The organism is Acinetobacter sp. S4397-1, from assembly GCF_024129285.1.
Lineage (GTDB): Bacteria > Pseudomonadota > Gammaproteobacteria > Pseudomonadales > Moraxellaceae > Acinetobacter > Acinetobacter lwoffii_C.
Map to the genome: position 1 here is coordinate 231,264 of NZ_JAMXXZ010000002.1, position 14,414 is coordinate 245,677.

General features: G+C 44.0%; 13 protein-coding genes. 6 read left to right on the forward strand and 7 right to left on the reverse strand.

From position 1 onward, the window contains the following. The first annotated feature begins 129 nt into the window (after positions 1-129). The 6 genes from NI467_RS02385 (at position 130) to NI467_RS02410 (ending at position 7,241) form a co-directional block, all read left to right on the forward strand. Complete coding sequence (locus NI467_RS02385) at positions 130-1,599, forward strand: TolC family outer membrane protein (protein ID WP_253150695.1); 1,470 nt, start codon at positions 130-132, stop codon at positions 1,597-1,599. After that, positions 1,596-3,734 (forward strand): type I secretion system permease/ATPase, encoded by a 2,139-nt coding sequence (locus NI467_RS02390; RefSeq protein ID WP_253150697.1) that lies wholly within the window; start codon positions 1,596-1,598, stop codon positions 3,732-3,734. Before NI467_RS02385 ends, NI467_RS02390 begins: the two co-directional genes overlap by 4 nt. Then, a complete protein-coding gene (locus tag NI467_RS02395) occupies positions 3,731-4,918 on the forward strand; it encodes an HlyD family efflux transporter periplasmic adaptor subunit (RefSeq protein WP_253150698.1) in 1,188 nt (395 codons plus the stop codon). The genes NI467_RS02390 and NI467_RS02395 overlap by 4 nt, the downstream gene beginning before the upstream one ends. Before the next feature lie 103 nt (positions 4,919-5,021). Next, complete coding sequence (locus NI467_RS02400) at positions 5,022-5,621, forward strand: YigZ family protein (RefSeq protein ID WP_253150699.1); 600 nt, start codon at positions 5,022-5,024, stop codon at positions 5,619-5,621. Continuing rightward, the gene (locus NI467_RS02405) at positions 5,614-6,231 is read left to right on the forward strand and encodes a DapH/DapD/GlmU-related protein (protein WP_253150700.1); all 618 of its coding nucleotides are present in this window, start codon (positions 5,614-5,616) and stop codon (positions 6,229-6,231) included. Before NI467_RS02400 ends, NI467_RS02405 begins: the two co-directional genes overlap by 8 nt. Before the next feature lie 167 nt (positions 6,232-6,398). Further along, on the forward strand, positions 6,399-7,241 hold the full coding sequence (locus tag NI467_RS02410; protein ID WP_151203149.1) for a universal stress protein: 843 nt from the start codon (positions 6,399-6,401) through the stop codon (positions 7,239-7,241). Between the two features lie 170 nt (positions 7,242-7,411). On the opposite strand, the gene NI467_RS02415 is transcribed toward NI467_RS02410, so the two are convergent. The 7 genes from NI467_RS02415 to NI467_RS02445 all read right to left on the reverse strand — a co-directional run bounded on the left by NI467_RS02415 (position 7,412) and on the right by NI467_RS02445 (position 14,391). After that, positions 7,412-8,077, reverse strand: a complete 666-nt coding sequence (locus NI467_RS02415; RefSeq protein ID WP_253150702.1) for an O-methyltransferase — start codon at positions 8,075-8,077, stop codon at positions 7,412-7,414. A 132-nt stretch (positions 8,078-8,209) separates the two neighbouring features. Further along, positions 8,210-8,926 (reverse strand): D-Ala-D-Ala carboxypeptidase family metallohydrolase, encoded by a 717-nt coding sequence (locus NI467_RS02420; protein WP_151208121.1) that lies wholly within the window; start codon positions 8,924-8,926, stop codon positions 8,210-8,212. A 141-nt stretch (positions 8,927-9,067) separates the two neighbouring features. Beyond that, positions 9,068-9,391, reverse strand: a complete 324-nt coding sequence (gene fdxA / locus NI467_RS02425; RefSeq protein ID WP_004973093.1) for a ferredoxin FdxA — start codon at positions 9,389-9,391, stop codon at positions 9,068-9,070. Between the two features lie 204 nt (positions 9,392-9,595). Continuing rightward, positions 9,596-12,175, reverse strand: coding sequence for a DNA mismatch repair protein MutS (gene mutS, locus NI467_RS02430; protein WP_258170001.1), 2,580 nt, complete (start codon positions 12,173-12,175; stop codon positions 9,596-9,598). Positions 12,176-12,717: 542 nt separating this feature from the next. Further along, positions 12,718-13,131, reverse strand: a complete 414-nt coding sequence (locus NI467_RS02435) for an HIT family protein (RefSeq protein WP_253150704.1) — start codon at positions 13,129-13,131, stop codon at positions 12,718-12,720. Positions 13,132-13,162: 31 nt separating this feature from the next. Next, positions 13,163-13,432 carry a YARHG domain-containing protein gene (locus tag NI467_RS02440; protein WP_151203144.1) on the reverse strand — a complete coding sequence of 90 codons (270 nt, stop codon included), beginning with the start codon at positions 13,430-13,432 and terminating at the stop codon, positions 13,163-13,165. Between the two features lie 86 nt (positions 13,433-13,518). After that, the gene (locus NI467_RS02445; protein WP_253150705.1) at positions 13,519-14,391 is read right to left on the reverse strand and encodes an NAD(P)-dependent oxidoreductase; all 873 of its coding nucleotides are present in this window, start codon (positions 14,389-14,391) and stop codon (positions 13,519-13,521) included. Positions 14,392-14,414: the final 23 nt, after the last annotated feature.

Here is a 14,414-nt window from a genome sequence, read left to right on the forward strand (position 1 = left end):
AGAACACAGTCTTTTTAAACAAACTTTGTTATAGTCTTTGCAAAATGTAAAATATAAGAAATCATGTTATTTCGGGTAAAACACAGCGTTAAAAGTCAGAGGAAAGTTTACGTGAAAAGTGGAATATTTATGTTTTTCCTTTTTCCTCTGCAAATCTCTCTCGTTCATGCAGAAACCAGCTATTTTTCAAATATAAAAAATAGTTTTGGAAAACTGATTGCTCCTGAGCCTACCTCTTCTGCCTATAAGGTGGAGATGTCTAGTTTAAGTCAATACTCTATGGATACCTCCCGAGTCGCGGAGCTGCCTCATGTGATACGCCCGCAGTCAGGACAGGGTGTAGTCAATCCAATGGCTGTAGCTTTGCCCCGAAAAATGGGTTTAATTGATGCAGTGCATACAGCGGTACAAAGGCGTCCTGAAATTTCACAAAGTGTTTCTCAATTATCTGCGCAGGCTGCCAGTATTGATGTAGCGAAAGCCGCCTATTATCCCCAGATATCCGGGGGACTAGGGACAGGTGATTTCACTACCGGAGAGCGTGGGCGGCAGGTCATTTCTTTAAATGCTACTCAAGTTGTATATGATTTTGGCAAAATTAAAACCAATGTCAGTGTCGAAGAAGCCAGACTGACAGAAGAGCAGGCACGTGTACTGATCAGTCTGGATCAGGTTGCTCTGGAAGTTGCGGATGCCATTATTAATATCAAGCGCTATCAGGAAATTACCAAGATTGCCCAGCAACAGATTGAGGGCATTGGGCGGATCGCAGAAATTGCGAATTTACGTGCCCAAGCCGGAATCAGCAGTCAGGCTGACCCTATCCAGGCCCAATCCAATCTTGAAGCAGCAGAGTCGAATCTACTGATTCAGCAAACCCAGTTAAGACAGTACCAGCAGCGCTTGCGCAATCTGCTGGGATTTGATGTTTCTCATATTGAATGGGTCATTCCAGAGAAGATTGTGCAGCAAGCCCATCTGTATCAAGATCCTGATTTTACCCGGATTCCCAATATGATTTTGGCCAATGCCGGTGTGGAAGTGGCACGCTTACAGAAAAATCAGGCACGCTTAAGCAGCTATCCGACCTTTAACTTGAAAGGTAGTGTAAGCCAGGCCGTGAATGGGCGAAACCCGAATAATAATGAAGATGACGGTTTCTACAATTCTATTATGCTGGAAGCCAGCAGTAACTTTTATCAAGGTGGAGCGATGCGTTCTCAGGCTCGTGCAGCCAGTTTTGCCGAAGAAGCAGCGCGTGCTCAGGTCAATACCGTTTATTTGGATGTGCAGGATCAAATCCGTCTTATCCGTGAACAGATAGAGAACAAGCAAAAGCAGATGGATGTTTTGGCCAAACGCCGCTCGACCACTGCCCGGACCAAAGAGCTTTATCAAGAGCAATATAAATTAGGTACGCGTACCGTGGTGGATCTGTTGAATGCCGAGCAGGCGATTCATAGTGCGGCTCAAGAGATTGAGGCAGCGCGTTATGATATTTATGCTGCGATTGTGCAATATATTCAGGTCACTGGTCGTACGCGCGATCTTTATGCGCTTAATGATATTTCAATTCAAGGATTTGAAGTTCAGCCATGAGTACTATAATAAATTATCAACCGTGGCTCCAAGCGGTTTTGAATATTGCAAAACATTATCGAATCGAGCCTTCTGAAGAGCGGATCCGTTTACAGCTAGATTGGAGTCAGCATCAGGATGCTGATGAGATACTGAAAATCGTCAGCCGCCAGATTGGTTTAAATGTCCGTAAAAATAACTTTGACAGCAGTTTGCTAAACCCGTGGCGTTTACCTCTGCTGGTTGAGTTTCAGAACGGTGATGTGGGTGTCATTGAGCGGATTGATACGGCAGGAAATGTCAGTGTTCAACTGAGTGGAGATCAAGGTCTTTCTCAGGTATTTAAAGTCGAGCAGCTGAATGAAGGGGTAAAACATCTTTATATTTTACGTCCCGAATCATCCGTACCTGATGCCCGTGTTGATGAATATATCAAGCCCTTTGAAAAAAACTGGTTCTGGTCCATTGTTCTGAATGACTGGAAGCGTTATATCGATGTTATGTTTGCCTCATTGATTGCCAATATTCTGGCACTGGCAACCATCGTATTTTCAATGAATGTCTATGACCGGGTAATTCCATCCCAGTCCGTTCCTACCTTATGGGTGCTGGCAAGTGGGGTACTCATTGCGGCGATTTTTGAGTTTATCTTGCGTGTCTCCCGGATTTATCTCTCCGATATTATTGGAAAACGCGCAGACCTGAAAATCTCTGACCGGGTCTTTGGACATTCGCTCCGAATTAAAAATAGTGAGCGCTCCAAATCTACCGGTACTTTTATTTCACAGATTCGAGAACTGGAAGGGGTGCGTGAACTGGTCACCTCAACCACTGTGACCGCAATTGCAGATCTTCCATTCTTCTTCCTGTTTCTGGGGATTTTCTGGATCATTGGCGGCAACCTGTTCTGGGTGATGCTGCTGGTTGTACCCTTAATGATTTTGCCGGGTATTCTGGCACAGAAAAAACTGGCAGAGCTGGCTCAGCTGGGGATGCGTGAATCCTCCATCCGTAATGCCTTGCTGGTAGAGGCCGTACAAGGCATTGAAGATGTCAAGCTATTACGTGCAGAAGCCCGTTTCCAGAATCAGTGGAATCATATGAACGAAGTTTCTGCTGATGTCAGCATGCAGCAACGTAAAATTGTCGGCTTGATGACCGCATGGACTCAAAAAATTCAGGGTTTAACCTTTGCAATTGTGGTACTGGTGGGGTGCTTTGCGGTTATGGAAGGCGAAATGACAACCGGTGCACTGGTGGCCTGTTCAATCCTGTCTTCACGTATGCTTGCACCGATTTCACAACTAACAGGTGTTTTGGGGCGTTTACAGCAGGCGAAAGCTGCAAAAGCCGGGCTGGATGAGTTGATGAAAAAACCGGTAGACCAGCCTGATTATGCTCACCTGATTCATCGTCCGGTTTTAAGTGGCCATTATGAGCTGAATAATGTGGTATTTAAATACACCGAAGATGATACAAAACCGAGTTTAATGATTCAAAAACTGGAAATTAAACCGGGAGAAAAAATTGCGATTCTTGGTCGAAACGGTGCTGGAAAATCAACCCTGTTACAGTTGCTATCGGGAATGCAGGTGCCTATACAAGGTACAGTTAAACTCGATGGACTCGATTTAAACCTGATTGATCCGGCAGACGTGCGTCGGGATATGGGCTTGCTTAATCAGCACTCACAATTGTTCTATGGCTCTATTCGTGAAAACCTGACGCTTGGTGCACCATTGGCAACCGATCAGCAGCTTATCGAAGCGCTTCAGATTACTGGTGCTCTGGGATTTGTGCAGGAGAAAAAGGAAGGGCTGGATCATACTATTCTGGAAGGTGGCGTAGGCTTTTCAGGTGGCCAGCGTCAGGCACTGATGCTGGCGCGATTATTGATCCGTCAGCCCAATATTGTATTAATGGATGAACCGACTGCGGCTCTGGATGATGTGTCGGAAAAACAGCTTATTGATCATTTAAAAACCTATCTCACTCACCGGACCATGATTGTAGCCACGCATCGCCGCGCTGTTCTGGAGTTGGTGGACCGGATTATTGTGGTCAATGAAGGCAAGATTGTGATGGATGGACCACGTGACCAGATTTTGAATCAGTCACCAACTGGAACAAAACGGGCAGCTGGAGCAAGTACATGAGCGAACAAGTAGAATTAAAACGTTCAACCAAAGCCAGCTTTCAGGAGCCTCCTTTACCCAAGTCTAGTGTCATTATCTGGATTATCGGTATTGGGCTGTTAATTCTATTGACATGGGCTTGGCTGTTTAAGCTGGAAGAAGTATCGACCGGTACCGGTAAAGTGATTCCATCTTCCAAAGAACAGGTCATTCAGTCTCTGGAAGGGGGAATTCTGACCAAGTTAAATGTCAAGGAAGGTGAAATTGTCGAGCAGGGGCAGGTGCTGGCCCAACTGGACCCTACACGTTTTGAATCGAATGTGGGTGAGTCAGAATCCTTACTTGTCGCATCACGTGCGACCTCCGCGCGTTTACGTGCAGAAGTCAGTGGTCTAGCTTTAGAGTTTCCAGAAGAGGTATTGAAATATCCAAAACTGGTCGCAGAAGAAACAGCGCTGTATCAGTCACGTCGTGCCAATCTGGAAGACTCACTGGCTGGGCTTAAGCAGGCGTTGGTGCTGGTACGACAAGAACTGGAAATGACAGAACCTCTGGTGGCCAAAGGCGCTGCCAGTGAAGTAGAAGTTTTGCGCTTAAAACGCGAAGCCAATGACTTGCAGAATCAGATGAATGACATTCGTAACCAGTATTTTGTACAGGCGCGGGAAGAGTTGTCTAAGGCAAATACCGATGTACAAACCCAGCAGCAGATTGTACGTGGCAAATCAGATACCTTAAGCCGGACTGTATTTAAGTCACCCGTACGCGGTGTGGTTAAAGAAATTGATGTTATGACTTTGGGCGGCGTGATTCCGCAAAATGGCAAGCTGATGACCATTGTCCCGCTGGATGAAAAACTCTTGGTAGAAGCGCGTATTTCACCTCGTGATATTGCCTTTATCCGCCCGGATCAGGAAGCACTGGTCAAGATTACCGCTTATGACTATTCCATTTATGGTGGCCTAAAAGGTAAAGTGACGGTGATTTCACCGGATACTCTGCGTGATGAAGTCAAACAGGATCAGTTCTATTACCGGGTATATATCCGCACAGATAGTGACAAACTGAGTAATAAGACCGGACAGGAATTTAATATTACGCCGGGGATGGTGGCTACAGTGGATATCCGTACGGGTGAAAAAACCATCTTGGATTATCTGATCAAGCCGTTTAACAAAGCCAAGGAAGCCTTGCGTGAACGCTAAGCTGGGTATGAGCTGAATAAAAAAGCCTCTTTATCAAGAGGCTTTTTTATTTCATTGTGCAAAGCGGGTATACTTTAAGTCTGAGTGTTAACAGCCTGAATTTATGCCATTTACCATTGCCAGTCTAGTGACTTTTGAAAAAGAAATTAAAAAAAGCCGCTTTCAGGCTTTTGCAACTCCTGTAGAAAATGAGCAGGAAGTGAAGGATTTTTTGGAAACTTACCGTGATACGACCACCACGCATCAATGCTGGGCCTGGAAAATCGGCCATCAGGTGCGTTTTAATGATGATGGTGAGCCTTCAGGGACCGCAGGTCGGCCCATACTGGCGACCATTGAAGGCAATGAGTTGGCCAATATACTGGTTCTGGTTAATCGCTGGTATGGTGGAATCAAGTTGGGAACTGGTGGACTGGTGCGGGCTTATGGTGGCTGTGCCGGACAATGCTTGCTGTTGGCAGAAAAAATTGAACTAATCGAAAAGAAAAAAGCCAGTTTCTTTTGCCAGTTTAATGAATGGGCTATTTTTCAATATGAATTGAATCAGCAGGATATTGATTACCAAGAAGAATATATTGCCGAAGGGGTGCAGGTCAGTGCCTTGTTTCAGGCGCATCAGATCGAAGCTTTTGCCTTAAAACTTCAGGATGTGACCCGTGGCCGTGAACAACTGAAGATCATAGAAGAAGACACAGATGACTGAGATAAATCCGCTGCTCAAATACCGTGAACAGCATAAGCATCGTCTGAATTATATGCCTTGGCTGTACTACTCCCTAAAGCCTAAACATAGGGGTTGGGCAGAAGAGTGGCAGCAGGAATATCAGGCCTATCTCATGGAGATGGAAACGGTCGAAATAGGCAAAAACTGTTTTATTTCTCCGCTGGCACATATTTTTGCCGAACCGGGCCGCAAGATTAGTATTGGGGATAATACTTTTATTGCCGCAGATTGTACCTTGCATGGTCCACTAGAGATTGGCAATGAAGTAGCAATAAATCATCATTGTATTCTGGATGGGGGGCGGGTCGGTATCAAATTACATGATCAGGTGCGTCTAGCTGCGTATTGTCACCTTTATGCTTTTGATCATGGAATGGCGCTGGAACAGCCGATTTATCAGCAGCCGGTTCGTTCCCAAGGAATTGAAATTGGTCGGGATGTGTGGTTAGGCGCTCATGTGGGCATCAAGGATGGGGTAAAGATTGCAGATCAGGCCATTATAGGCATGAACAGCATGGTGACCAAAGATGTTGCAGCGCGTGCCATCATGGTAGGTAATCCGGCCAAATTGATCCGCTATCGAGATTAAGGTGGATTCGCTAGCACCCTGCCTAGAATCAATCTAGTACTTAGTTTAATCACATAAAAATTAACATATTTCAATTTAAGCCATACAGATTTTGCTGCACATTGTTAATAACATATGCTAAGTTAAAAATAACTAAGAAAATTTTATTATAATGAGAGGGGCTAAACATGAAACGTGTCATTGCCTGCATAGATTCCTCACCCTGTACCAATGCCTTGGCCGATGCTGCCGCCTGGATTGCCAGAAAGACCGGACGTGAGCTGGTGCTGCTACAGGTCGTGGACTATTATCCGGCCAGTTATCATCTGGGAGAAATCAGCGGGGTCATTGGCTTTGAAAGTAATGCGATGTTGCTTAAAGAACTGGCGGAGCTAGAACAAAAACAAAGTGAGATTGCACTTAACTATAGTAATAATTTACTTCAGCATATCTCTGACCGTATTTTTAAGGAATATAGCATTCCGACTACGCATATTCAGGAAAAAGGGGATTTTCTGGAACAGAGCTTTCAGATTTTACGACCTGATGATATTGCCGTGATCGGATTAATTGGAGAACGTTCTGCCGAAAAAAACAAACCCGTTGGCACCAACGTGGAAAACTTTATCCGTGGCGCCAATTGTACGGTCATGACGGTAGGAGAGCAATTCAAGCCACCTACACGTTTTATCTTTGCTTATGAATACTCTCCAACCTGCCTTAAAATGATGAAACGGGTTGCAGAAAGTGATTTGTTACGTCAGCTAGAGTGCCATTTATTATATATTGGGGATCATGTGGAGGTTCTGAATGAACCTCTGCAATATTTAACTCAGGCTGGACTCGAAGTGATTCCGAAATACCGTTATGGAGAGGTGGCTGAAAATATTTTGTCCTATCAGCAGGAGCAGGGCATCCAGCTGATTGTACTGGGCGCATTTAGTCATAGCAAAATTCATCAGTTTTTCCTGGGAAGTATTGCCACCACAATTTTCCGTAATTCAAAAGTGCCTTTACTGGTCGTCAAGTAAGCAAGAGGGTAAACATAAGACAGAATTTAATCACCAGATTATTTGTTACAGATTGATTTAAAAATAACCAGAGTTATCCTCATAAATTGTGGATAACTCTGTGGTTATATTTTATAAAACCATGTTATTTATAGAAAATATATTATCGGTTGATTTTTGTGCGTAAGCTTTTATTTCACAATCGCGAGTGCAAAACCATCATGTCCTTTACTGCCTACTGTCTGTAAAGCAGTACAAGACAGAATTTTTGGATGATTTTCCATGGCTTGGAACATTTCCCGAATACCTTCGATACTGGGTTTTTTATTCTCCGGATTAATAATCTCGCCGGCACGAATTACATTGTCCAGAAAGATGATAGTACCGGAACGTGACAGCTTTAAGCTGAGTTCCAGATATTCAGGATAACTTTGTTTATCGGCATCAATAAAAATAAAGTCAAAGGCTTCAGTATCTTCAGGTAATGCCCTCAGGACATCTGCTGCACGGCCACACTTAAGCTCGACTGTTGGTTTAAGCTGGGCACGGTCAATATTTTCCTGGCCCATAGCGGCATGAGTATCTCGTCCTTCAATGGTCAGGATATACCCATCTTTAGGCAGGGCACGCGCCAGCCACATGGTGCTATAAGCAGCAAAAGTTCCCAATTCTAATACCCGTTTGCACTGGTTCATCTGAATCAGCATTTGCAGGAGCATGCCTTGATTAGGTGCAACTGCAAGATGGTCTGGGAAGCCATGTGCGGCGGTATTTTCAAGCGTCTGGGTCAGGATCGGATCTTCAGGGATTAAATGTGAATCAATGTAGCCGTCAATATCTGTCCACATTTGTTGCATAGTATGAGCACCTTTGTTGCGATGGGTGCATTTTAAACTTTTCGCGGCATAGCGCAATTTATTGTTCAATAATTGAATGATTTTTACACTATACAAATCCACTACTATGCCTTGTATAGCAGAAGTAATGTATTAGTAATTACACATTGAAGAGTTGCGGGTCAGATCAGGACCCCAAGTGCGATAACCCTGAGTATCAATATGAATCTGGCCGGAGGCATATAACCCCAAGCCCATATTCAGGCTTTGACCATGTTGGTTCCAGAATTGACACAATTTAAATTTGGTATTTTCAATATAAGTATAGTCTTGGGCTTGCGGATATTCTGGTCCGATTCTGAAATCAATCGCTGAGTTAAACAGATGTCGGGAAGAATTGGCGCCACCTGCACACCGGTTTAAAGGTAGGTCGCGATAAACTGAAGTCACTTCAAAATCTGTCAGTACATTGGCTGCGACCAGATATTTAAATACTCGTAAAGTCGGTACCTGATTGGCCCATAATTCACGACTTGGAATCATGTATTGTGAGCGGCCGCACTTGGCCCAATCGCGTGCTGTCCGCATCAGCTCAAAACTTGGAATGATATTACCCACCCCATGACGTTCTAGATAAACTTCATATTCACGTACACGTGACAGATTGTCGAGTGCTGAAACCCAGTGTGTATAAACATAAGGAACGGTTTTAGACCGTGCTTTGCGATCGTATTGAACCCGTTCTTGTGGAATATAAATCCGTTTTCCATCTGCAGGGCTTACACGACCGGGTTGTTTTGTGGTTGCACAACCCACAAATATCAGCGGGATTAGGCATAGACCTAAAAGTCCCTTTGAAAATTGCTTCATTTAAAGAAATACAAGTGTTTATAAAATAGCGCTATTCTAGACTAAATATGCGGAGAAAATTGGAGAATATTGCAATGAAATGTGTGTTATGAGTATAAAAAAAAGATCAGTATGTACTGATCTTTTTTAAAATACGCTAAATTACTTTTCAAGATATTGTAATTTATCAGGTTTACCGTTCCATTCTTCACGGTCAGCAGGCTGGTCGCCGATTTGAGTGATATTTGGCCATGTTTGTGAAAGTTCAGCGTTTAATTCGATAAACACTTCTTGGCCTTCTGGTAATTCATCTTCGGAGAAAATTGCATTGGCAGGACATTCAGGTTCACATAACGCACAGTCGATACATTCGTCTGGATTAATTACAAGGAAGTTAGGGCCTTCATAAAAACAGTCTACAGGGCAAACTTCCACACAGTCTTGATATTTACATTTAATACAATTTTCAGTGACAACGAAGGTCATGGCGACAGCTACCTAAAAAATATGGTTCTAATTACGAATGCTGTATTTTAGGCAAAAACGGGGGGAACTAACAATTCCTTTTATTGATATTTGTTATAGATAGGGCTGTTAAATTTGAAAAAAATTAAATTATACGGATAAATGGCTAAAAATGAGGAAACTTATGACCAGAACCCTAGAAAAATCAGGGTTCTGGCAAAGATGTTAGCCTGGTTGTTTCATCAGATCTTTTAAAGCATACAATTGTTGTAGCGCTTCACGTGGACTCAGATTGTCAATATCCAGCTCTTCCAGCAGCTCCAGCGCTGGCGATGTTTTTTCAACCTCAATGATCTTTTCCACGATTTCAGGTTCGGAAAACAGGTCATGCTGTGGACTGAAAGGTTTCACCTGATGCTGCTTTTCCAGAGCTTTCAGACGATTTTGTGCTTCTTTAATGACTGCCGCAGGAATGCCAGCCAGTTTGGCGACCTGCAAGCCATGACTCTGACTGGCCGGACCATGTTGAACTTTGTGCAGTAAGATCAGATTGCCATTCAGTTCTTTGGCAGTAACATGGTAATTGTCGATACCTTTTTCCCGGTCAAGTTCGGTCAGTTCGAAATAGTGGGTCGCGAACAAGCACAAGCATTGAATGCGCTTGGTCAGATCAAGTACACAAGCCCAGGCTAATGACAAACCGTCATAAGTACTGGTACCGCGACCGACTTCATCCATCAGAACCAGTGACTGGCTGGTGGCATGATGTAAAATCTGCGAAGTTTCAGTCATTTCCACCATAAAAGTTGATTTGCCAGTAGAAAGGTCATCTGCAGAGCCAATTCGGGTAAAAATCCGGTCAATCGGACCAAGTACGGCCGATTGCGCGGGCACATAACTACCGCAGTAGGCCAGCAAGGCAATCAGGGCAGTCTGGCGCATAAAGGTCGATTTCCCCCCCATATTTGGGCCGGTAATAATCGCCATGCGATGTGCATAATCGAGCTTGGTATCATTCGGGGTGAAGGCAGTTTTGCTTAAAGCTTCAACCACAGGATGGCGCCCAGCAATGATTTTAACACCAGTTTCAGGACTGAATGTCGGTCGTGACCAGTTACGCAGTCGTGCCTGATAGGCAAAGTTTGCCAGCAGATCAATCTGGGCAATAGCACTGCTCATCATCTGTAAGTTGCCAATATCTTGCCGTAGTTCATCCAGAAGCATTTCAAACAGCATTTTTTCGCGGGCAAGCGCACGAGATTCGCTAGACAGTACCTTATCTTCAAAAGACTTTAATTCTGGCGTGATATAACGTTCGGCATTTTTCAGGGTCTGACGGCGGATATAATGTTCAGGTGCCTGTTCTGCCTGCGAACGATTCAGCTCAATATAATAGCCGCTCACTCGGTTGTAACCGATTTTCAAGTTGGGAATACCACTTTGTTCACGCTCCCTGATTTCCAGATCAATCAGGAATTGACCAGCATGATCACGAATTTTACGCAGTTCATCCAGCTCGCTGTCAAAACCTTCCGCAATGACATTGCCATCACGCAGTAACACGGGCGGATTCTCTACGATCGCAGACATAAGCCGCTGATGCAGACCATGAAAATCCCCAAGCTCTTGATTTAGCTGTTGTAACAAAAAAGATTGTGGTTGGCTGATTGCCGGTTGCAGGGCATGTCTTAAAAATGGGATTTGTGCACAGGTCTGGCGCAGTTGGACCAGATCGCGTGGACGGGCACTGCCTAAGGCAATCCGGCTTAATACACGCTCAATATCACTGATTTCTTTTAATATCAGGCGTACAGGGGTTTCATGAAAACCGTCCAGCAAGGCCTGTGTGGCATCCAGTCGCTCATCTAAAACCGCAGTATCTCGTAAAGGCTGCATCAGGGTGCGGCTAAGTAGGCGCCCCCCCATCGCCGTCTGGCAGTCATTGATCAGTTGAAACAGTGAAGTACCATGGTCAAAAAGCGGTTCAATCAGTTCCAGATTACGACGGGTGACAGGGTCAAGTGCAATAAAGTCCGAGCTTTGTTCCAGCTGAATCGTGCGGATATGCGGTAAAGCCGTTTTCTGGGTTTCTTTGGCATAGTGAATTAAAGCAGCGGCGGCGGCTTTGGCCAAAGGCAAGTGATCAATGCCAAATCCTGAAAGGGTGCTGACCGCAAACTGGTCACACAAAGTTTTTTGAGCATTGTTCAGGTTGAAGTCAACATTCGGGCGTTTGGTCACCGGCACATCAAGCTGTTTTTTAAGTTGCTCAATGATCTCTGGATCTGCAATATTTTCATCTAAAACAATTTCGCTTGGCATCAAGCGTGCCAGTTCAATGGCCAGCTGGTTAAGGTCATAGTCCTGCTGCTGGACTTTAAAGAGACCTGCGCTCAGATCTAAGAGTGCAATCCCGATCTGCTGTTGCTGAATACATAAGGCGACCAGATTGGAAGATTGGTGAGCGCCTAAGAGAGCATCATCCGTTAAGGTACCTGGAGTAATAATGCGTACCACACCACGCTCGACCGGTCCTTTACCTGTAACTTCACCGATCTGCTCGCAGATCACCACAGTTTCGCCTTTTTTTACCAGACGGGCCAGATAACCTTCGGCTGCATGAAAAGGTACGCCAGCCATTGGAATCGGCTGGCCATTGGCTTTACCGCGATGAGTCAGGGTAATACCTAAAATTTTGGCAGCCTTATGGGCATCTTCAAAAAATAGTTCATAGAAGTCACCCATCCGATAAAACATCAATGAGTGTGGATGTTGCATTTTGACCGACATGTACTGCTGCATCATCGGTGTAAGCGTGGATAGGTCAGGGATTATATTTTCTGTTTTCACCTTATTTAGCACCCTTAAATCTATTAATATTTACAATAAATTGCATAAAAAAATCCTGACAAATCCCGTTAAATCTTTTTGAAACCTGATTAATCTAATGAGTAAGTGTACCTTCTCAGGGTTCAAGTTTCTAATACCAAGCATTAGATAGCGGATGTTTGAGCTTCTGAGCAGGATTCTAGCAAAAACTGCGTTGTAAGTTCTAAGAGGATTTTTAGGTGAGTGAAAAAGAAACGTAATTAACAATCTGCTGCCATTGCCTCATAGTAACCGAGTCAATATACACACCCAAGCAACAGAATTTTTATGGCCAATTAAATTTTATTTTTTGAACAGCGAATAGCCGCGGACTATAGTGAGGTGATTGATTTATAATCTTAAATGCGGTTGGAATTGTCTCAGCGCATGATTGAAATAATTAAAAATAAAAGATTATAGTGCCTGAAAGAGCATCAAAAATGGAGCTATTTAGCTCCATCTTTAAATTGATTTCGTACTTAAAGTGCAGCTTTAATTTTTTCAGCAAGCGTCTTGATTTTCTCTTGATCACCCAGCTGTGCGGCATGTTTGCCCAGGTTATGCAGAGAAGTCGGTACGAGATGGAAATGCACATGTGGTACGGTTTGACCTGCAGCTGCACCAGACAACTGCATCAAGACAATTCCATCTACGCCTAAACCTTTCTCAATAGCTTTCGCAATTTTCTGTACGATCTGAATGGTATAGGCTGCTGTTTCTGCTGGCAGATCCAGCAGCGTTATTGCTGGCGTTTTGGGAATGATCAGGGTATGACCATCTGCCTGAGGCATAATGTCCATGAATGCAAGAACCTGGTCATCTTCATACACTTTAATGGCAGGAAGCTCACCACGTAAAATTCGTGCAAAAATATTCTGATCATCATAAGTCATAGTTACATTCCTTGAAATTATTGAAACTGTATTATTTACAGTTCAATTCTTTCTGACGTTCCTTGATCGCGTCAAGCCGTTGTTGCTCTTTTTCAGAGAATTTTGGCTTGGTGGTATAGCAATTGTCATTACCAAACTTGGCCTTGGCTTCAGGATCTTTAAAACAGAAGCCTTTAGATGCATAAATGACATCATGATCATTTTTCAGTTTTTTGCATTCCTGTTCAGATGCAAGTACCGATGTTGAAGCCCCAAACAATGTTGCAAAACCTACTAATACTGCAACAGATAATTTTTTCATAGCAATTTCCTCTAGCTTATTCACTCAGTGTGACTGCTTTATAGTCACAATATGTGGTTTTATTATCATTATTCAATGGCGAGATATTACTCAATGGTAATTTTACTCCATGATTCATACATTTTCACGGCAGTTGAAAAATCACTATTTTTATCTGATAAGCTGTTTGCCGCCTGAATCAGATTCTGTGCCAGCGCCAGAACAGGTACTGAAAGTTTGGCTTCTTGCGCCAGATCTATGGCAATGCCTGTGTCTTTGGCTAATAAAGGCAGAGCAAAGGTTAGCGGGAAACTGCGATTTAAAATACGCTGTGGAATCACGGTTTCAGTCACCATACTTTTACCGCTCGATGCATTAATACAATCCAGTGCTTCACTCAGATTAACACGGTGTGCTTTTAAGGTGGTCAAGCCTTCGGCCGCTGCGCAAAGGTGAGCGGCCATTAACATATTATTCATCGCTTTGACTGCAAAACCAGAGCCGGATTCCCCGACATGCTTGATTAGCTTGCCAAAAGCCTGCATGGCTGGCAGAGCTTTTTCAAAGCCTTGGGCATCACCGCCGACCATCACGGTTAACGTGGCATTTTCAGCGCCAATCGTCTGGCCGCTTACCGGCGCATCCAGAAAAATAACGCCCTGATCACTCAGTTGAGTGACCAGTTTACGAGCGGATTCAGGCACACCACTGGTACAATCTACCCAGATAGAACCTGCTTTAAGCGGCAGGTCTTTTAAGAGATGTTCAACATCCGCACTGGTGGGGAGGCAGGAGAAAATAATATCAGCCTGAACAGCCTGCTCCAGAGCAACCGCCTGTGTAGCATATTCAGCGGCATGTTGTTCAGCCTTGGCAAAAGTCCGGTTCCAGACATAGACTGTATCGAAATGCTTGGGCAGATGTGCTGCCATACGATAACCCATTGCACCCAAACCAATAAAAGCCACTGACTGAATCATGTTTATCCTCTGAATATTCTTTC

Coding starts and splice junctions, on each gene's coding strand:
- NI467_RS02405 (WP_253150700.1), top strand. CDS start 5,614: ATGACTGAGATAAATCCGCTGCTCAAATACCGTGAACAGCATAAGCAT.
- NI467_RS02390 (WP_253150697.1), top strand. CDS start 1,596: ATGAGTACTATAATAAATTATCAACCGTGGCTCCAAGCGGTTTTGAAT.
- NI467_RS02420 (WP_151208121.1), bottom strand. CDS start 8,926: ATGAAGCAATTTTCAAAGGGACTTTTAGGTCTATGCCTAATCCCGCTG.
- NI467_RS02395 (WP_253150698.1), top strand. CDS start 3,731: ATGAGCGAACAAGTAGAATTAAAACGTTCAACCAAAGCCAGCTTTCAG.
- NI467_RS02385 (WP_253150695.1), top strand. CDS start 130: ATGTTTTTCCTTTTTCCTCTGCAAATCTCTCTCGTTCATGCAGAAACC.
- NI467_RS02410 (WP_151203149.1), top strand. CDS start 6,399: ATGAAACGTGTCATTGCCTGCATAGATTCCTCACCCTGTACCAATGCC.
- fdxA (WP_004973093.1), bottom strand. CDS start 9,391: ATGACCTTCGTTGTCACTGAAAATTGTATTAAATGTAAATATCAAGAC.
- NI467_RS02440 (WP_151203144.1), bottom strand. CDS start 13,432: ATGAAAAAATTATCTGTTGCAGTATTAGTAGGTTTTGCAACATTGTTT.
- NI467_RS02400 (WP_253150699.1), top strand. CDS start 5,022: ATGCCATTTACCATTGCCAGTCTAGTGACTTTTGAAAAAGAAATTAAA.
- mutS (WP_258170001.1), bottom strand. CDS start 12,175: ATGATGCAGCAGTACATGTCGGTCAAAATGCAACATCCACACTCATTG.
- NI467_RS02445 (WP_253150705.1), bottom strand. CDS start 14,391: ATGATTCAGTCAGTGGCTTTTATTGGTTTGGGTGCAATGGGTTATCGT.
- NI467_RS02435 (WP_253150704.1), bottom strand. CDS start 13,131: ATGACTTATGATGATCAGAATATTTTTGCACGAATTTTACGTGGTGAG.
- NI467_RS02415 (WP_253150702.1), bottom strand. CDS start 8,077: ATGCAACAAATGTGGACAGATATTGACGGCTACATTGATTCACATTTA.